This is a genomic window from Pseudomonas sp. TE3728, assembly GCF_056279145.1.
Window position 1 is genome coordinate 3,252,605 of record NZ_JBWBQT010000001.1, and the last position, 16,986, is coordinate 3,269,590.

The 16,986-nt window shown below is 60.8% G+C and carries 14 protein-coding genes; 8 read left to right on the forward strand and 6 right to left on the reverse strand.

Annotation, left to right across the window (positions count from 1 at the left end):
• Nucleotides 1-38 precede the first annotated feature (38 nt).
• Nucleotides 39-2,528: an ATP-dependent helicase HrpB gene (gene hrpB, locus ACZ89R_RS14000; protein WP_429545468.1), complete on the reverse strand. Its 2,490-nt coding sequence runs from the start codon at nucleotides 2,526-2,528 to the stop codon at nucleotides 39-41.
• Nucleotides 2,529-2,880: 352 nt separating this feature from the next.
• Here hrpB and ACZ89R_RS14005 point away from each other — a divergent pair, with 352 nt between their 5' ends.
• Together ACZ89R_RS14005 and ACZ89R_RS14010 are read left to right on the forward strand one after the other, a co-directional pair.
• Nucleotides 2,881-3,300 (forward strand): polyribonucleotide nucleotidyltransferase, encoded by a 420-nt coding sequence (locus tag ACZ89R_RS14005; RefSeq protein WP_429545467.1) that lies wholly within the window; start codon nucleotides 2,881-2,883, stop codon nucleotides 3,298-3,300.
• Nucleotides 3,301-3,330: 30 nt separating this feature from the next.
• A complete protein-coding gene (locus ACZ89R_RS14010; protein ID WP_429545466.1) occupies nucleotides 3,331-4,227 on the forward strand; it encodes a cation diffusion facilitator family transporter in 897 nt (298 codons plus the stop codon).
• Here the strand turns inward: ACZ89R_RS14010 and ACZ89R_RS14015 are convergent.
• Nucleotides 4,221-5,219 carry a DUF6515 family protein gene (locus ACZ89R_RS14015; RefSeq protein WP_429545465.1) on the reverse strand — a complete coding sequence of 333 codons (999 nt, stop codon included), beginning with the start codon at nucleotides 5,217-5,219 and terminating at the stop codon, nucleotides 4,221-4,223. The two genes, ACZ89R_RS14010 and ACZ89R_RS14015, sit on opposite strands and share 7 nt — an antisense overlap.
• Before the next feature lie 435 nt (nucleotides 5,220-5,654).
• Between ACZ89R_RS14015 and ACZ89R_RS14020 the strand changes: the two genes are divergently transcribed.
• Both ACZ89R_RS14020 and ACZ89R_RS14025 read left to right on the forward strand, forming a co-directional pair.
• Nucleotides 5,655-6,134: an Lrp/AsnC family transcriptional regulator gene (locus ACZ89R_RS14020; protein ID WP_007894448.1), complete on the forward strand. Its 480-nt coding sequence runs from the start codon at nucleotides 5,655-5,657 to the stop codon at nucleotides 6,132-6,134.
• Nucleotides 6,135-6,364: 230 nt separating this feature from the next.
• Nucleotides 6,365-6,574 carry a DUF2788 domain-containing protein gene (locus tag ACZ89R_RS14025; protein WP_007894445.1) on the forward strand — a complete coding sequence of 70 codons (210 nt, stop codon included), beginning with the start codon at nucleotides 6,365-6,367 and terminating at the stop codon, nucleotides 6,572-6,574.
• On the opposite strand, the gene ACZ89R_RS14030 is transcribed toward ACZ89R_RS14025, so the two are convergent.
• The 4 genes from ACZ89R_RS14030 to ACZ89R_RS14045 all read right to left on the reverse strand — a co-directional run bounded on the left by ACZ89R_RS14030 (nucleotide 6,569) and on the right by ACZ89R_RS14045 (nucleotide 13,061).
• Nucleotides 6,569-7,210, reverse strand: a complete 642-nt coding sequence (locus ACZ89R_RS14030; protein WP_429545464.1) for a pseudouridine synthase — start codon at nucleotides 7,208-7,210, stop codon at nucleotides 6,569-6,571. The two genes, ACZ89R_RS14025 and ACZ89R_RS14030, sit on opposite strands and share 6 nt — an antisense overlap.
• Nucleotides 7,211-7,279: 69 nt before the next feature.
• On the reverse strand, nucleotides 7,280-8,779 hold the full coding sequence (gene amn / locus ACZ89R_RS14035) for an AMP nucleosidase (RefSeq protein WP_429545463.1): 1,500 nt from the start codon (nucleotides 8,777-8,779) through the stop codon (nucleotides 7,280-7,282).
• A 178-nt stretch (nucleotides 8,780-8,957) separates the two neighbouring features.
• A complete protein-coding gene (locus ACZ89R_RS14040) occupies nucleotides 8,958-10,607 on the reverse strand; it encodes an acyl-CoA dehydrogenase family protein (protein WP_429545462.1) in 1,650 nt (549 codons plus the stop codon).
• Nucleotides 10,608-10,682: 75 nt separating this feature from the next.
• Nucleotides 10,683-13,061: a 7TM diverse intracellular signaling domain-containing protein gene (locus ACZ89R_RS14045; RefSeq protein WP_429545461.1), complete on the reverse strand. Its 2,379-nt coding sequence runs from the start codon at nucleotides 13,059-13,061 to the stop codon at nucleotides 10,683-10,685.
• 368 nt (nucleotides 13,062-13,429) lie between these two features.
• On the opposite strand from ACZ89R_RS14045, the gene ACZ89R_RS14050 reads away from it, so the two are divergent.
• The 4 genes from ACZ89R_RS14050 to ACZ89R_RS14065 all read left to right on the forward strand — a co-directional run bounded on the left by ACZ89R_RS14050 (nucleotide 13,430) and on the right by ACZ89R_RS14065 (nucleotide 16,949).
• Nucleotides 13,430-14,227 carry a hydroxymethylpyrimidine/phosphomethylpyrimidine kinase gene (locus ACZ89R_RS14050; protein WP_123498587.1) on the forward strand — a complete coding sequence of 266 codons (798 nt, stop codon included), beginning with the start codon at nucleotides 13,430-13,432 and terminating at the stop codon, nucleotides 14,225-14,227.
• Between the two features lie 18 nt (nucleotides 14,228-14,245).
• Nucleotides 14,246-14,869, forward strand: a complete 624-nt coding sequence (gene thiE, locus ACZ89R_RS14055) for a thiamine phosphate synthase (RefSeq protein WP_429388719.1) — start codon at nucleotides 14,246-14,248, stop codon at nucleotides 14,867-14,869.
• Nucleotides 14,870-14,886: 17 nt separating this feature from the next.
• Nucleotides 14,887-16,170 carry a glutamate-1-semialdehyde 2,1-aminomutase gene (gene hemL, locus ACZ89R_RS14060; RefSeq protein ID WP_123498583.1) on the forward strand — a complete coding sequence of 428 codons (1,284 nt, stop codon included), beginning with the start codon at nucleotides 14,887-14,889 and terminating at the stop codon, nucleotides 16,168-16,170.
• Between the two features lie 224 nt (nucleotides 16,171-16,394).
• Nucleotides 16,395-16,949 carry a tetratricopeptide repeat protein gene (locus tag ACZ89R_RS14065; RefSeq protein ID WP_008070087.1) on the forward strand — a complete coding sequence of 185 codons (555 nt, stop codon included), beginning with the start codon at nucleotides 16,395-16,397 and terminating at the stop codon, nucleotides 16,947-16,949.
• Nucleotides 16,950-16,986: the final 37 nt, after the last annotated feature.

Consider the following 16,986-nt stretch of genomic DNA (forward strand, 5'->3'; position numbering starts at 1 on the left):
TGATAATTTTCCAACAATAATGTCAATGCACTAACGTTTCATGCACATGACAATTGGTGAACGTTGCGTGATAGTTTCGGATACCGTCCCTTCAAATCCTTCTTCACCTCGGCATACGTACTGCGCCAGAAGTTCGCCAGATCCTGCGTCACCTGCACCGGTCGCCGCGCCGGGGACAGCAGATGAAGCTTGACCACTTGCCGGCCACCGGCAATGCGCGGCGTCTCGGCCAAGCCGAACAACTCCTGCAAACGCACCGCCAGAATCGGCGGTTGTTCGCTGTAATCCAGACGAATCGATGAGCCCGACGGCACGCTCAAATGATGCGGTGCCAGCTCTTCGAGCCGTTGCGGCAGCGGCCACGGCAACAGGTTATGAACGATGCTCGACAGATCCAGATTGGCGAAGTGACTGAGTCGCGAGACCTTGCCCAGATACGGCATCAGCCAGTGTTCGAGACTTTTAAGCAGTGCAGCGTCGCTGACATCCGGCCATTCGCTCTGCTCCTTACTGCCGAGATCCAGCTGCCGCAACAACGCCACGCGCGCCTGCCACTGACGCAGCTCTGGCGTCCAGGGCAACAGCTCCAGGCCTTTGCGCCGCACCAGGTTCACCAACGCCTGACTGCGGGCAGTTTCATCGAGCCCGGTCAGCGGTTCGCGGCTGAGGATCAATTCGCCGACCTTGCGCTGACGCTCGGCCCGCAGCACGCCTTCGCGCTCATCCCAATCCAGTTGATCGACGCAACGCACCTGCTCGGCCAACACCGAATCGAACAACGCTGGATCGAAATCCACCGCCAGATAAATCCGTTCTTCACGCTGGCCCTGGCGACTGCCCAGATCCGCGATCACCAGCCACGGTTGCTTCATCAAACTATCCGCTTCAGCAAACAGCGCCGCACGACCGTTGGCCAAACGATACTCCGCGCCACCGGCCCGCCGCTGTTGCGCAACTCGGTCGGGATACGCCAACGCCAGCAACGCGCCGAGCCAGCGCGGATGTTCAGGATCGCTGACCGGCTCCGACGCTTTGCCCCGCAGGTAACCGCGATACTGCCGCGCCAGTTGCCGAGCCCGTTGAACACCACCCTGAGCGCCGCGTGCGGCCCGTTCTTCGCCGGACAACAGCACCAGTCGGCTATGCAGATCCGCACCGGCACCACGCAAAATATCCCGCTCACCGAGCAATGCCGCGACATCGCAGGCCATGTCGGCCAAGCCGAGCGCCTGACCACGTAACAGCAAATGAGCGATCCGTGGATGGGCCGGCAGTTCAGCCATGGCCTGACCGTGACGGGTCAGCGCCTCGCCCTCCAGCGCGCCCAAACGTTCAAGCAGATCTTGAGCCTGTGCATAAGCTGCTGCCGGAGGGACATCGAGCCAGACCAACTGCCCCGGCGTCACGCCCCAACGCCCCAGTTGCAAGGCAAGTCCGGCGAGGTCCGCCGAGAGAATCTCCGCACTGGCGTAAGCCGCCAGTTGCTCGTGCTGATCCTGCGACCACAACCGATAACACACGCCGGGCTCCAAACGCCCTGCCCGACCTGCGCGCTGCGTGGCGCTGGCTTTGGAAATGCGCTGAGTATCCAGGCGAGTCATGCCGCTGCCGGGGTCGAAACGCGGCACTCGCGCCAGCCCGGCATCGATCACCACGCGCACTCCGTTGATGGTCAGGCTGGTCTCGGCGATGTTGGTCGCCAGCACCACTTTGCGCTTGCCGGCGGGCGCCGGATCGATCGCGGCGCGTTGGGCGGCGAGGTCCAATTCACCGTGCAATGGGCAGAGCAGAACCTGTGTGCTATCGCCCAGTGCATCGGCGAGTTGCTGATGCACCCGACGGATTTCCGCCTGCCCCGGCAGGAACACCAGCAGGCTGCCGGTCTCATCGTTCAGCGCGTCGAGAATGGTCTGCACCACCCTTGGCTCGATAAATTCACCGGGCTGAAATGGTCGGCCCCAACGCATCGTCACCGGGTACATGCGACCTTCGCTGCGCAGGATTGGCGCATCATCGAGCAACCCGGCCAGGCGTTCACCTTCCAGGGTTGCCGACATCAACAGGATTTTCAGCGGTTGGTCGTCACGAAACAGCTCCCGGCCATTCAGGCTCAGGGCCAACGCCAGGTCGGCGTCGAGACTGCGCTCGTGGAACTCGTCAAAGATCAGCAGGCCCACGCCTTCGAGCGCCGGATCGTCTTGCAAACGCCGAGTGAGAATGCCTTCGGTGACCACTTCGACGCGGGTGTTTGGGCCGACTTTGCTGTCGAGACGAATGCGGTAGCCAACGGTTTCGCCGACCTTCTCGCCCAGTTCACTGGCCAACCGCTCCGCCGCCGCCCGTGCGGCCAAGCGGCGCGGTTCAAGCATCAGAATGGTCTGCCCGGCCAACCACGGCTCATCGAGCAAGGCCAAGGGCACGCGGGTGGTTTTACCGGCGCCGGGCGGTGCTTCGAGCACGGCTTCGTGGCATGTAGCAAGGGCTTCACGCAGGGCGGGTAAAACTTCATCGATCGGCAAAGAAATCATGCTGGCTCCACAGGGCGTGCCCACAGTAAATTGCGAGTCGCGTTGAAGCTGTGGGCGTGCCAGGCAAGGCGCGGGACGCCGGTAAGGGTCGTTTCCTTGCCAAGTCCCGCAACGCAGCATGGCGCGCCCACAGCTTCAGCCCGGAGGGCCGAACCCCGATAACATCCATCAGGCGTTACGCGTTGTCGATCTGGAAAAAACAACTTCAATCCTCAGCCATTCCAGTGGGGGGGGTGAGACGCGACCGCAATTTACTGTGGGCACGCCCTGCCGCCGCGAGTATAACGGCCTTCGTCGCGGTCCTAATTCATATAGACGCCCCTTCGTTTCCAGATAACCCAGGAGATTTCACATGCGTGCTCCCTTTCGCTTGATCGGCGGTGTACTGGTCGCGAGCTTGCTGACCCAAATAACCGCCTGCGGCACGATTTTCTACCCCGATCGTCGCGGTCAGATCGATGGCAAGATCGACCCGGTCATCGTCGCGCTGGATGCCGTGGGCCTGCTGTTTTATATCATTCCGGGGCTGATTGCCTTTGCGGTGGACTTTGCGACTGGCGCCATTTACTACGAGCCCGGCCGAACCGCCCAGGTGGCTCCGGAAAAACTCAAGGAGGCCATCGGTGCCGACGGCAAGGTCGATAACCACAAGTTGCAGACTATTCTCGAAGCCGAGTTGGGCCGCAGCTTCCCGCTGGACGATCCACGCCTGATCCAGCACAAGGGAAGCACCCAGCAACTGGCCATGTTCGGCCTGCAACCGGCCGCGTAATCGGTGCACCAAAAAGGAAAAGCCGCACTTATGACCAGCAGTACCGAACACGCCCGCCTGCTACGGCTGGCGACGCGCGCCTCGGTGGCGGTGGCGTGCATCTTGATCGTCGCCAAAGCCATCGCCTGGTGGTTGAGCGGTTCGGTGAGCATGCTCGCTGGGCTGACCGATTCTGCACTCGATGGCGTCAGCTCGCTGCTCAATCTGCTGGCCGTGCATTACGCCTTGCGCCCGGCCGACGACGATCACCGCTACGGGCATGGCAAGGCCGAATCATTGGCGGGCATGGCTCAGGCGCTGTTCATTGGCAGCAGTGCGGTGCTGATTGCCTTGCAGGCGATTGAACGGTTGAAGCATCCAGAGCCGGTAAGCGCCGCGTGGCTCAGCATCGGGGTGATTGTGTTTTCCCTCGCCCTGACCGTGGCCCTGCTGATGTTGCAACATCGGGTGATCAAGGCAACCGGTTCCAACGCTGTGAGTGCCGATTCCTTGCATTACCGCTCAGACTTGCTGCTCAACGGCAGCATTCTGGTGGCGCTGGTGCTGGCCGGGTTTGGTTGGCATCAAGTCGACCCCTGGTTTGGGTTAGGGATCGCCGCCTACATCCTCTGGAGCGCCATTCATATCGCCCGGGAAAGCTTTGCGGTGCTGATGGATGAAGAGCTGCCGCCGGATGTCAGCCAGCACATGCTTGAACTGGCCTGCAGCGTACCGGGGGTTTTGGGCGCCCACGACCTGCGCACACGAATTTCGGGTAACCAGTGGTTTGTGCAATTGCATCTGGAATTGCCGGGGGAGCTGACTCTGTCAGTCGCCCACGGCATCAGCGATCAAGCCGCCGATGCGATTCACACAGCCTACCCGCGAGCCGAAGTGCTGGTGCACGCCGACCCGCAGGAAGTGGTGAAAGCCGCCAGGGCTCAGTAACTCACCTGATAACCGCGACTGCTCAGGCAGTTGCCCTGGGCCTGTCGGTAGACTTGCACCACCGACGGGGCCGGTTGGTAGGTGACGGCACGCGGATCGAAACCGCTCTGCTGCACGGCCCAGCGATAACACTCGTAACCGTCCCGACTGACCTCCTCCGGCGACTGGCCGTTGGCCGGATACGCCACCACGTCATAACCACTGCTCACCGGTTGCGGCTGCACCGGTGGTTCGACCACGACGTAATCCCGAGTGCTCTCCTGATAGGCGTAATACGCGCCGGCCGCCAGGAACAACAGCGCACCGCCAATCCACACTTCACGCGCGTAATCGGGCAAGTAGCTGACCCGAATCCCGCGAGGCGGCTGAACCACCACGTAACGCGGGCCTTGCGGGCGATACCAGTAACCACCGGAATAGAAATAATCCTGGCCACGATACGGCACGCGGTAGTTGCGCTCCGGGAAGCGGTCGATCACGTACCCCGGGCGATACTGTGGGCCGGGGCCCCAGCCATTGCCGCGCCCATCCGGGCGACCGGGCCAGCGACGATCATCATGACGTGAGCCCTGCCCGCCAGTCTGCCAGTGCTGGTTGTCATAGTTGCGCGGCTGTTCGTCCTGATAGTAGCCACGCCGGGGTTCCTGGGTCTGGCGCACGGTGTCGGGCCGGCCCTGAATTGGCAGATTGTTACCGGGTTGTTGCGCCGGTCGGCCCTGAACATTGGGATCGTGCGACGGACGGTTCTGACGCTCGCCGCCCTGATTCTGGTCGTGGAGCTCGAACTGGCGGCTGTTGTCGCCCCGAATGATTTCGTTGTTCTGCGGCCGGGGCTGGTTGTTACCGTCATGGCCCTGGCCTTTACCCTGATGATCCGGCCCGCGTTGGCCGCCATCAGGCCCACGGATTTGCGGCTCATCGGCCAGCGATTGCGCAGTGACACTCACACATAGCAAACCAACACCGGCCAAACGCCAGATGCGCGACTTCATGCTTTTCCTCACTGCGGGTTAGGGCCTGTACGTAAGACTGGGAAAGCACAGGCCGGTTCTGCAACAGGTTATCAGTCACGCAACTTATTTATTGAGGGGCGCCCATAAATTCCGGGCAAGAAAAAAGGGAGACCCGTCGGCCTCCCTTTGAGAACTTCGTCCGTGCTCGACGCTTATGACGTCGGCTCACCTCACGCCGTCTTCTGGACAGTGTGTAGCTCGGGGGCCGACACAGCCCCGGTGGGGGTGGCGACCGCAGCTGGCCTGATTGGGCGAGCCGCACTGGACTGTTTGTCCGAGCAGTGATTCTGGTGATAAGAATAGGCCCGGAGCAGCGGCAGAGGATTGCGAAGATTGCTCAAATAAACATCACTTGCGCAATTTTTAACTCAGGATAGATAATCCGCCGCAATAGTTATGACAAAGGCCTGATTGATGAGCAAACTCGACCGATACGACCTGAGCATTTTGGCTGAATTACAGCGCGACGCGCGCATCTCCAATCAGGAGCTGGCCGAACGCATCGGCCTGTCGCCTTCGCCTTGCTCGCGGCGGGTCAAGCAGCTGGAAGACGACGGTTACATCACCCGCCAAGTCGCCCTGCTGGACCGCAAGATGCTCGGCCTGAGCCTGACCGCCTACGTGCTGATCGGCATGGACCGCCATACTCCCGAGCGTTTCGAGAACTTCGAAGCCGCCATTCGCACCTTGCCGCAAGTGCTGGAATGCAGCCTGGTGACGGGGATGGATGCGGACTATCAGCTCAAAGTAGTGGTGCCAGACATGGACCACTATCAGAAACTGCTGCTGGGGCATCTCACCCGGATTGAAGGGGTGACCAGCGTGCGGTCGAGTTTTGTGTTGAACCAGGTGCTCAACAGCACCGAGTTGCCGCTGACTCATTTACGCAGCTGAGACCTGTAGGAGCTGTCGAGTGAAACGAGGCTGCGATCTTTTGATCTTGTTCTAAAAAGCAAAATCAAAAGATCGCAGCCTCGTTTCACTCGTCAGCTCCTACAAGAGCGAGTCCAGCGTCAGCCAGGGCGACGAATAGCTGCGGCACACTGCCGCAGGTCAATGCCCCGCCAATCCCCCATGGCGTATACTCCAGCGCCTTTTAGCCCCGCCCACGCTGGAGATGTTCAATGGATCCTGCAGTACTCGAAGAGTGGATGATGACTGGACTGGTCAGCATCCTGATCATTTTCATGGGTTTCATCGTCTGGGATCTGGCGAAAAAATCCAAGGCCGGGCGCTTCGGCTCGTTCATTCTGTTCTTCGTACTAGGGCTGGGCGTGGCCGCGTTCGTGATCAAAAGCGTAGTCATCGGCCTGATCGAATCCGGCACTCTATAAGCGCGCCGGCACTTCCTTCCACTGGCCCTGATCGAGCCCTTCGATTGACCAGTCACCGATTCTGACCCGCACCAGACGCAACGTCGGCAAGCCGACCGCCGCAGTCATGCGCCGTACCTGACGGTTGCGGCCTTCGCGAATCACCAGTTCCAGCCAACTGGTCGGCACGCTTTTACGAAAGCGCACTGGCGGGTTGCGCGGCCACAGTTCAGGCTCATCCAATGGTCGCGCTTCGGCCGGCAACGTCATGCCGTCGTTCAGCTCGACGCCATCGCGCAATCGCTGCAACTGCTCGGCGGTTGGCTCACCTTCCACTTGCACCCAGTAAGTCTTGGCCAGTTTGTGTTTCGGGTCGGCAATTCGCGCCTGAAGCTGGCCGTCGTTGGTCAGCAACAGCAAGCCTTCGCTGTCGCGGTCCAGCCGCCCTGCCGGGTAGATTCCCGGAATCTCGATGAAGTCCTTGAGCGTCGCCCGCCCTTCGCCGTCGCTGAATTGCGTCAGCACATCAAAAGGTTTGTTGAACAGAATCAGCTTCGGCTCGGCCGGCGGCGCTTTGGCGAGACGGCGCGGGGCTGAAGAGGATGGCGCAGGCTTCACGCCAGGGCGGCGGGAAACGGGACGTGGAGGACGAGACATGGCGAGAAGAACATCTAACGGTCAGGGCTGCCAATGCTAGTAGCCTGACCGTTAAATGACCATCGCAAATCAGCGGAACGGCGGCTCGTCGAAGCTGCGCAGTTTGCGCGAGTGCAGCGAGTTGAGCTCGGTGCGCAACAGATCCACCGCTTCGATGCCGATCTTCAAGTGCTGGCTGACCGCGCGTTCATAGAAAGCGTTGGCCGAACCCGGCAGTTTGATTTCGCTGTGCAACGGTTTGTCCGACACGCAGAGCAACGTGCCGTACGGCACCCGCAAGCGATAGCCTTGCGCGGCGATAGTGCCGCTTTCCATGTCCACCGCCACGGCGCGGGACAGGTTGATCAGCGGACGCTCCTGCGCCCAGCGCAGTTCCCAGTTACGGTCGTCGTAGGTCAGCACGGTGCCGGTACGCAGGCGCTTCTTCAGCTCGTCGCCCTTCTCACCGGTGATGTTGGCCGCCGCTTGCTGCAACGCCATCTGCACTTCAGCCAAGGCCGGAATCGGAATGTTTGGCGGCACGACGCGATCGAGAATCCCGTCGCGACGCATGTAAGCGTGGGCCAGCACGTAGTCGCCAATGGTCTGCGACTGACGCAAGCCGCCACAGTGGCCGATCATCAGCCAGCAATGCGGACGCAGTACCGCCAGGTGGTCGGTGATGTTCTTGGCGTTGGACGGGCCGACGCCGATGTTCACCAGGGTCACGCCATGGCCGTCGCTGGCGATCAGGTGATAGGCCGGCATCTGGTAACGATGCCAGACCACGCCCGCGGCAATCGCCGATGCTTCGCCGTGGTCCATGCTCTTTTCGATGATCACGTTGCCCGGCAACACCATGCGCACAAAACGCGGATCGTTGCGCAATTGTTCCAGGCCATGAACGATGAACTGGTCGACGTAGCGGTGGTAGTTGGTCAGCAGAATCCACGGCTGCACATGGCGCCAGTCGCTGCCGGTGTAATGCACCAGTCGGCGCAGGGAGAAGTCCACCCGCGCGGCGTCGAACAGGGCCAGTGGCAACGGGTCGGTGTTTTCCCAGTCGTACAAGCCATCGGCGATGCCATCGGTGGCGGCCGACAAATCCGTACTCGGGAACACTCGCGCCAGCACCGCCGCCGTAACGCCGGAACCGGCCAGCTCATCGCCCTGCTCGACCACGTACGGATAAGGAATGTTCTGCTGGCTGACGCCGACTTCCACGGTCACGGTGAAGTCGTGCATCAACGGGACGAGTTGTTCCAGCAGGTACTTACGGAAGGCTGCCGGATGAGTGACGGTGACACTGTAGGTCCCCGGCAATTGAACCTTGGCATAGGCGCGAGTGGTCTGTGGGACTTCGCCCTGGCAAAGGTAGGTCAGACGCAACTCGGGATAACGAAACAGAGCCCGCTGTTCAGCGTCCGGTTCGACGCGATCCTTGAGATAACGCTTGAGCGCCTGATTCAGCGCGGTGGTTGCACGCTCGTGCAAGGCAGCAAGCCGATCCACGGCTTGCTCGGCGGTTTGAACGACAATAAACGCTTCGGTCACGATCAGCTTCCTGTGTTCTGACTTGCAGGCCTTCATCTTGCCTGCATCATCGCTTCACGGGAACAGTGGCGTGTTGGTCGTACACCAAGATGTGTGCGCAGAGGCCCAATGTGGGAGCGAGCCTGCTCGCGATTGCTGAGCAACATCCCACATTGAAGTCGACTGTCACGCCGCTATCGCGAGCAGGCTCGCTCCCACATTGGCTCGGTGTCGATCAAAACCCTCGCGGCGTCGACCGGGCAACAATCGCTTCCACATCCAGCCCGCGCGGCAATGTTCCATACACCCGACCGGCCGAACCCAGACGGCTGGCGATGAAAGCATCACTGACCGCTGCATTCCCCGCCTCCAGCAACAACTTGGCCTGAAGCCCCAAGGCAATGTCTTCGGTTAGCTGGCGGGCGCGGTATTGAATGTCGTCGGTGTCCTTGAACGCGGCCTGCAATTGGCTGATGTGCGCCGCCAGACGTTTGTCGCCATGACCGTCGCCCAACTCGCTGAACAGCACATCAAGCACACCCGGCTCTTTCGACAATGCGCGCAATACGTCGAGGCATTGCACGTTGCCGGAACCTTCCCACGTCGAGTTGACCGGGGCCTCACGGTACAGACGCGGAAGGATGCTTTCTTCGACATAACCGGCGCCGCCCATGCATTCGGCAGCCTCATTGATCATCGCGGGCGCGCGTTTGCAGATCCAGTACTTGCCCACCGCCGTCACCAGTCGGGCGAATTTCGCTTCGTGATCGTCATCCAGATGATCCAGCGCCCGGCCCATGCGCAAACTCAAAGCCAACGCCGCTTCGCTTTCCAGGGCCAGGTCGGCCAGCACGTTTTGCATCAAGGGTTGTTCGCTGAGCAATTTGCCTGCGACCTTGCGATAGGCGCAGTGATGGCTGGCCTGGGTCAGGGCCTGGCGCATCAGTGCGCTGGAGCCGACCATGCAATCGAAGCGGGTCATGGCGACCATTTCGATGATGGTTGGAACACCCCGGCCCTCTTCGCCGACCATCCAGGCCAGGGCGCCACGGAACTCCACCTCGCTGGAGGCATTGGACCAATTGCCGAGTTTGTTCTTCAGCCGCTGGATGTAGAACTGATTGCGCGTGTCGTCCGGGCGATGGCGCGGCAGCAGGAAACAGGTCAAACCCTTGTCTGTCTGGGCCAGGGTCAGGAAGGCGTCGCACATCGGCGCCGAGCAGAACCACTTGTGGCCCACCAGTTCATACGCCTGGCCCGGGCCACTGGCGCCGACCGGATACGCCTTGGTGGTGTTGGCCCGCACGTCGGTGCCGCCCTGCTTCTCGGTCATGGCCATACCGATGGTGACCCCGGCCTTGTGGGCCATGCCGACGTTGCGCGGGTCGTATTCGGTGGCGAGGATTTTCGGCAGCCATTGTTTGGCCAGATCCGGTTGCAGGCGCATCGCCGGGACACTGGCGAAGGTCATGGTCAACGGGCAACCGCTGCCGGCTTCAGCCTGACTGTGTAAATAGGTCATGGACGCGCGGGCAACGTGAGCGCCCGGTTGCGGGTCGGTCCAGGGCAAACCTGTCAGGCCATGCTCCACTGCCATGCGCATCAATTCGTGGTAGGCGGGATGAAACTCCACCAGATCGATGCGATGACCGTAACGGTCATGACTGACGAACACCGGTTTGTTCTGATTGGCCGCAAACCCCGCCTCCATCAGCGGCCCGCCGGCCAATGCGCCATAAGCGTCAATTCGCGACTCGGCCCAACCGGCATCGAACCGCCGCGACCATTCCTGCAAAGGCAGGTCGATGCGATAGAGGTTGGCGCCGTCCAGCGACGGCGGCTGATTGGTGACTTCGTGGGTTTCGGCGAACTGATGCAGGTTCATGACGGGGCTCCTTTGGTCAGCCAAGGGACTTTCAGTTAAGCACCGCCCCGAGGTTGAACAAAGTGGCATATCTGCCTAACTGTCGGCGCTTTCGCCTTGCCCCGGACAGAGCACCCGCCGATAGAGTGCCGCCTGCAAATCTTCGAATTTCACCGGTTTGCTCAGGTAGTCGACCAAGGTGTCGCTTGGGCAGTAGGCTCGATCCGCATTCTGGGCAATCATGAACACGGGTAACTCGGCACAACCCGGCAAGGCGCGGATCCGACCGCAGATCGAGGCGCCATCCAGTGGCGGCAGCTGACAATCGAGCAGCACCGCGTCAACGGCCTCATGCTCCAAATGATCGAGCGCAGCGACGCCGCTGTTAGCGGTGCGCACGCGGAACCCCAGCTTGAGCAACATGCCACGCATCACCAATTGATTGATGCTGTTGTCATCGACCAGCAACACCGTGCAGTCCTGAGGCAAACGCAGGCCGGTGGTTTGCCGGGTGATTGCGGGCGCAGATTCCACCACCGGCAGCTCGAACTCGACGTCCAGTTGAAAGCGACTGCCGCGCCCCGGTTCCGAGCGATGACTCAGGCGCCCGTCGAGCAATTCGACCAGTTGCCGACAAATGGCCAGGCCAACACCCAAACCACCGTATTCACGGGTCATCGAGCCGTCGACCTGAAAAAAGCGTTGATACAGCGTTGCCTCGTCCAAATCGGTGAAGCCAATGCCAGTGTCGATCACCGCAAAGGACAGCGCCAGCCGATCGGGCGCCACCGGTTTGCCCGTCACCCGCAGAGCCAATCCGCCGACCCGGGTGAATTTGATCGCGTTATCCAGCAGGCATTCCAGGCATTGCGTCAGCTTGCCGCTGTCGCCGTGCAAGCGATCCGGCAGCCCGGCTGTCACCTCGACCTTGAAGTCCAGCGACTTGCTCGCCGCATTGCCATCGAACTGCAGACGCAAGGCCTCGACCACACCGCGCAAACTGAAGGTGTCCGGATAGACCTTGAGCTTGCCGGCCTGCAATTCGGTCAGGGTGAGGATGCCGTTGACCATGCGCATCATGTCCCGCGCCGAACCTGCAGCCGTTTGCTGATATTGCTCCATCTCAGGGTTCATCTCGACGGTCTGCATCAGCTCCAGCGAACCGATCACACCATTCATGGGCGTGCGCAATTCGTGGGTCAGGGTGGCGAGGAATTCGTCCTTGAGCTTGTTGCTGTGAGCCAGTTGCTGGTTCAACACTTCGAGCTTCTGGCCGGCATCAAACAGCGTTTGCGCCTGTTGCTCGCGCATGGCGTTGATGCGATCGGCCAGGGCCAGGGACAGCAGCGCCACTTCGATCGCCGAGCCAATCTGGCTGGCGTACATGGTCAGGAATACGTTGGGCAAATAACCCAGCACCATCAGGGTGTTGACCACACCACCGAGCAGGAACGCCGACCAGGCAATGATGAAATACCGCGCGACCCGCAGGCCACGCCACCAGGCGAAAATCCCGGCGGCGAAAATCACCACGGTGAAAACCAACGCCAGCAACGTCGCCAGACGCAGGGCCAGGGCGTAATTGGTCATCAATGACAACCCGACCACCAGCGCACTGAACGCAATCAACGCCAGCAACAATCGGTCGAGCCAGCGACTGTGGGTGGCCGTCTGCAAAAAGCTGCGGGCGAACTGGCTGCCGAACAATCCTGAGCAGCCGATGAAGAACGGCGTCGCGGCGTTGGCCCACCAGGGATTGTTCGGCCAGAAATACTCCACGGCCGCGCCGTTCACCGACAACTGATACAAGCCGAACGAGGCGATATAGACGATGTAATAGAGGTAGCTGGTGTCGCGCACGCTGAGAAAGATGAACAGGTTGTAGACCAGCATCCCCAACAACACACCGTAAATCAGCCCCAGCACATAGAGCCGCACCGGCTGCTCTTCGAGGTAAGCGGTGCTTGACCACAAGGTGACGGGCGCCTGAACCGAGCCTTGGCTTTGCAGACGCAAATACACGGTTTTCGCCTGCTCGGGCGCAAAGCTCAGATCAAACAGATAGTTGTTCTGGCGGATCTGGCGAGTGGCGAACGGCAACGCATCACCGGTCTGTCGGACCAACTGATAGTCACCGCCAGCATCGGCCAAGTACAGATCAAGGTGATCGAGAGGCGGATAAGCCAGTTCCAGCAACCAGGTCCGTTGCGCCGACGGGTTGGTCGGGCGGTACTGCAGATCGATTTTCAGCCAGAACGCCGAACGCAAATAACCGGCGTTCAGAGTGGCTTTATCATGAGGTTTGAACTGCCCGGCCGCCGCTTGCGCACGGACATCGGCGATGGTCGCCTGACCGCCCGCGTCTTCATAAACCTGCATCGTTCGGCCCAGGGGAAGGCTCTGGGTGAACTCGTCGAATTCGACGGCGCTCGCCAGGAGGGGCAAGCACAACAGCAACATCAGCAAATAGCGCATTTAAGCCCCAGCGTGGCCTGTCCGGTTCTGTCAGGAAGCCCCCCATTCCTTTTGAGTAGACGTAAAACCGGTATTACCTGTTATTGGTTTGGATCCACTCTAGCATAGCCGTTGGTGGCCATTGAGCACCATTGAAATTTTTCCTGAAAAGGCTCTAGAACAAGCGTTCCAGCTCTATACATTGAGTTAGAGCTGTTGGCTTGGTCAGAAAGATCAAAAGATCGCAGCCTTCGGCAGCTCCTACGGATTTGCATCGATACGCAGTCCATGTAGGAGCTGCCGCAGGCTGCGATCTTTTGCTCGTTGCGCAATCGGCGTCGATGCGCGCGCGCACCGAAAAAACATGTTTGGTGGTAAGCTCGCGCACCATGAATATCTACAGCTCTCGCCCCGTTGTCCTCTGTCTCTCCGGCCACGACCCTAGTGGTGGCGCCGGCCTGCAGGCAGATATCGAAGCCCTGCTCGCTCAGGGTTGTCATGCGGCTCCGGCCGTCACCGCCCTGACGGTGCAAGACACCGTCAACGTCACTGACTTCCGCGTTCTCGATCGCGAATGGGTGTTGGCACAGGCCAACGCCGTGCTCAATGACTCCGAAGTCGCCGCCGTCAAACTGGGCATGCTCGGTTCCCTGGAAATGGTCGACACTGTGGTCGAACTGCTTTCAGCGCACCCGCATTTGCCGGTGGTCTGCGACCCGGTGCTGCGCGCCGGCGGCGGTGGACGACTGGGCAAGGACGAAGTCGGCTACGCCATGCGCGAACGCCTGTTGCCGCTGTCAATCATTGCCACCCCCAACCTTCCCGAAGCTCGCATTCTCGCCGAACTGCCCGAAGGCACCGCGGACGAGTGCGCTGAAAAACTTCTGCCATTCGTCAAACACCTGCTGATCACCGGCGGTCATGGCGACGAACATGAAATACACAATCGCCTGTACAGCCGCGACGGTCGCCGCGAAACCTTTACCTGCCAGCGCCTGCCCGGCAGTTATCACGGTTCCGGTTGCACACTGGCCAGCGCCCTCGCCGGTCGTCTGGCCCAGGGTGAACACCTCGCCAGTGCCGTAAAGACCGCGCTTGACTACACTTGGCGCACCTTGCGTGATGCGGAGCAGCTGGGCAAAGGCCAGTTCGTGCCGCGCCGCTTGCCACTGGACTTCTGTTCGTAACGCCATGAGGCTTGTCCGATGAAACTACGTGGCCTGTACGCCATTACCGATAGCCAGTTACTGGCCGGGAAATTTCTTTCGTACGTGGAGGCGGCGCTCGAAGGCGGCGTCACCCTGCTGCAATACCGTGACAAGAGCAGCGACGAGGCCCGCCGCCTGCGCGAAGCCGAAGCCCTGCGCGATCTGTGCGAACGTTACAAGACTCATCTGATCATCAACGATGACGCCGAACTGGCCGCACGCCTGAACGTCGGCGTGCACCTGGGCCAGACCGATGGCCCGCTGATGCCGGTTCGGGCACTCCTCGGTCGTCAGGCCATCATCGGCTCGACCTGCCATGCGCAACTCGAACTCGCCGAGCAAGCCGCCAAAGAAGGCGCCAGTTACGTCGCCTTCGGCCGCTTCTTCAATTCCAATACCAAACCCGGCGCACCGGCCTGCGGCCTCGAACTGCTTGATCAGGCCCGCAGCAAATTGCATCTGCCGATCTGCGCGATCGGCGGCATCACGCTGGACAACGCTGCGCCACTGGTGGCCCACGGGGTCGACTTGCTGGCGGTGGTGCATGGCCTGTTTGGCGCCGACAACACGGCTGAAGTGACACGTCGTGCCCGCGCCTTTAACGAATTGTTCAAATCCTGATTTTTGAGAGCCCGATCATGTCTCGTTCCGAAACCCTGTTTGCCAATGCCCAAAAACACATTCCCGGAGGCGTGAACTCGCCTGTTCGTGCGTTCAAGAGTGTTGGCGGCACGCCGCTGTTCTTCAAACACGCCGAAGGCGCCTACGTCACCGACGAAGATGACAAGCGTTATGTGGATTACGTCGGTTCCTGGGGGCCGATGATTCTCGGCCACAGCCATCCGGACGTGCTGGACGCGGTGCGCAAACAGTTGGAACACGGCCTGTCCTACGGCGCCCCGACCGCGATGGAAACCGAAATGGCCGATCTGGTCTGCTCGATCGTGCCGTCGATGGAAATGGTGCGCATGGTCAGCTCCGGCACCGAAGCGACCATGAGCGCCATCCGTCTGGCCCGTGGCTTTACCGGCCGTGACAGCATCATCAAGTTCGAAGGCTGCTACCACGGCCACTCCGACAGCCTGCTGGTCAAGGCCGGTTCCGGCGCCCTGACCCAAGGCGTACCAAGTTCGGCCGGTGTACCGGCGGCGTTCGCCAAACACACCCTGACCCTGCCGTTCAACGACATCGACGCGGTAGCAACCATGCTCGCCGAAGTCGGCCAGGACGTGGCCTGCATCATCGTCGAGCCCGTGGCCGGCAACATGAACTGCGTACCGCCGGCACCGGGCTTCCTTGAAGGCCTGCGGACCCTGTGCGACAAGCACGGCGTGGTGCTGATTTTCGACGAAGTGATGACCGGTTTCCGTGTCGCCCTCGGTGGTGCCCAAGCCCACTACGGCGTCACGCCGGACCTGAGCACCTTCGGCAAGATCATCGGTGGCGGCATGCCGGTTGGCTGCTTCGGCGGCAAACGCAAGATCATGGAGCAAATCGCGCCACTGGGGCCGGTCTACCAGGCCGGCACGTTGTCGGGTAACCCGCTGGCGATGGCGGCGGGCCTGACCACGCTGCGCCTGATCAGTCGTCCTGGTTTCCACGCCGAGCTGAGCGACTACACCAGCCGTCTGCTTGATGGTCTGCAACAGCGCGCCGACGCCGCCGGCATTCCGTTCGTGACCACTCAGGCCGGCGGCATGTTCGGTCTGTACTTCAGCGGCGCCGACGACATCGTGACCTTCGAGGATGTGATGGCCAGCGATGCCGGCTTGTTCGGGCGTTTCTTCCACCTGATGCTCGAAGGCGGCGTGTACCTGGCGCCAAGCGCCTTCGAAGCCGGTTTTACCTCGATCGCCCACGGTGAAACCGAGTTGAAACTGACACTGGACGCCGCCGAGCGTGCATTCGCCGCATTGAAATAAAGCTGCAACGCTGACGTTGGCGATTGCCAATGTCAGCTTTCACCTACATTCGCGCCCTTTTTCCTACTCATCTGCCAATAATCCCCCGCAAAGTGGGCGATATATTTCCCGTGCAGCAGAAAAACGAGTAAAGACTTTGTAAGGTTGGCCCTGCTTATTTCATAATGCGCGCTTATTGGATCCCTCGATGGGTCCACGCGCCCCTCAGAGGTAAGTCGATTCCCATGAACCGCACCGGCCGCACCCTTGCATTGGGCTGCCTGTTGCTCCTTCAGCCCCTGCTCGCGCTCGCACAAGCAGGCGGCAACTCGTTGTTGATCCCGGCGATGGGTCGCTGCACCCTCAATACTCAGCCGCAAGACCTGACGCAAGCGCTCGCCGCCTGTCAGAAAGCGTCGGATGAAGGGGATGCGCAAGCGCAATACGAGTTGGGTGAGTTCTACTACGACGGCAAAAACGCGCCGCGCGACCTCAATCAAGCCCTGAGCTACTTTGAAAAGGCCTCGCTGCAAGGCCACGCCCAGGCGCAATTCAAACTTGGCACCATGTTCTTCCATGGCGAAGGCGTACCGGCCAATAACGTTCAGGCGTATATCGTGCTGAAAATGGCCGCGGTCAACGGCGCCGAAGAGGCGCTGGACACCGCCGACGAAGTCGCCGAAAAAATGCCCCGCGAAGATCTGGAAGTCGCTACCCAGGTACTGGGGCAAATTTTCCGTAAATACCTGATGGAATTGCAGAGCGCCGATGGGCGTACGCCGTTTTCGCCACTGCCCTGAATTCTGTGTTGTTCTGACTGCCCCAATCGCGAGCAGG

Excerpts from the sequence above, each read along its gene's own strand:
- ACZ89R_RS14040 (WP_429545462.1), bottom strand. The coding sequence starts at position 10,607 with ATGAACCTGCATCAGTTCGCCGAAACCCACGAAGTCACCAATCAGCCG.
- ACZ89R_RS14025 (WP_007894445.1), top strand. The coding sequence starts at position 6,365 with ATGGATCCTGCAGTACTCGAAGAGTGGATGATGACTGGACTGGTCAGC.
- ACZ89R_RS14005 (WP_429545467.1), top strand. The coding sequence starts at position 2,881 with ATGCGTGCTCCCTTTCGCTTGATCGGCGGTGTACTGGTCGCGAGCTTG.
- ACZ89R_RS14020 (WP_007894448.1), top strand. The coding sequence starts at position 5,655 with ATGAGCAAACTCGACCGATACGACCTGAGCATTTTGGCTGAATTACAG.
- ACZ89R_RS14010 (WP_429545466.1), top strand. The coding sequence starts at position 3,331 with ATGACCAGCAGTACCGAACACGCCCGCCTGCTACGGCTGGCGACGCGC.
- ACZ89R_RS14050 (WP_123498587.1), top strand. The coding sequence starts at position 13,430 with ATGAATATCTACAGCTCTCGCCCCGTTGTCCTCTGTCTCTCCGGCCAC.
- ACZ89R_RS14015 (WP_429545465.1), bottom strand. The coding sequence starts at position 5,219 with ATGAAGTCGCGCATCTGGCGTTTGGCCGGTGTTGGTTTGCTATGTGTG.
- ACZ89R_RS14045 (WP_429545461.1), bottom strand. The coding sequence starts at position 13,061 with ATGCGCTATTTGCTGATGTTGCTGTTGTGCTTGCCCCTCCTGGCGAGC.
- thiE (WP_429388719.1), top strand. The coding sequence starts at position 14,246 with ATGAAACTACGTGGCCTGTACGCCATTACCGATAGCCAGTTACTGGCC.
- amn (WP_429545463.1), bottom strand. The coding sequence starts at position 8,779 with ATGAAGGCCTGCAAGTCAGAACACAGGAAGCTGATCGTGACCGAAGCG.
- hemL (WP_123498583.1), top strand. The coding sequence starts at position 14,887 with ATGTCTCGTTCCGAAACCCTGTTTGCCAATGCCCAAAAACACATTCCC.
- hrpB (WP_429545468.1), bottom strand. The coding sequence starts at position 2,528 with ATGATTTCTTTGCCGATCGATGAAGTTTTACCCGCCCTGCGTGAAGCC.
- ACZ89R_RS14030 (WP_429545464.1), bottom strand. The coding sequence starts at position 7,210 with ATGTCTCGTCCTCCACGTCCCGTTTCCCGCCGCCCTGGCGTGAAGCCT.
- ACZ89R_RS14065 (WP_008070087.1), top strand. The coding sequence starts at position 16,395 with ATGAACCGCACCGGCCGCACCCTTGCATTGGGCTGCCTGTTGCTCCTT.